The 710-nt window shown below is 61.7% G+C and carries 1 protein-coding gene; it reads right to left on the reverse strand.

The features are described 5' to 3' along the window. Nucleotides 1-159: 159 nt before the first annotated feature. Nucleotides 160-710 (reverse strand): transposase (locus ACYVHT_RS23320; RefSeq protein WP_460557805.1); only part of this gene is annotated, 551 nt, incomplete at its 5' end.

The following is a 710-nucleotide window of genomic DNA, read 5'->3' on the forward strand; positions in this document are numbered from 1 at the left end:
TAGGGGCGGGGCCTGCCCCCGCCCGGCGTTGCACGACGAAGATAGGAGCGTAACCATCGGTTGCTGAATAGCACCGACACCATTCAACGCCGGGCGGGGGCAGGCAACGATGCCGTTCAACGCCGGGCGGGGGCAGGCCCCGCCCCTACATCGTGCGCGTTATTGCCACCGGCCGGGATTATTGAGGATGTATTGGCGGTAGCCTTCCAGCTCTGCCGCGTTGCGGATGATGCGTTCGTAGTAGTTCCGCTGCCAGCATGAGGGTGGGGCTGGCTGGCCGGCTGCCAAAAGCTGATGCCGCCACTTGCCATAGCAGCCCGATTTGAAGTCGCCTAGCACCGCGCTCAGGGCCACCGTGCGGTTGCGGGTCAGCACCAGAATCAGGTGCAGGTGATTGGGCATGACGATGCTGGTGTCGAGACGAACCGTGGGAAAGCGGGCTGGTATGTTCATGAGCTCGTCGGCGACGATGCGACCCAGCAATGTTGGCTGTAGCGTTTCGCCCGTAGCCAGGGCGCCAAATAGGTGGGCTTTATTTCGAGCGCAGATAGTTACGGCGTAATAGCCGGCCATGCTGTAATCATAGCCCTCATAGCGAATGCTGCGGCGCTCAGAATCAGGTTCCATAAGATGAGTAGGGGCGGGGCCTGCCCCCGCCCGGCGTTGCACGACGAAGATAGGAGCGTAACCATCGGTTGCTGAATAGCACC

This window comes from Hymenobacter daeguensis (assembly GCF_054780555.1).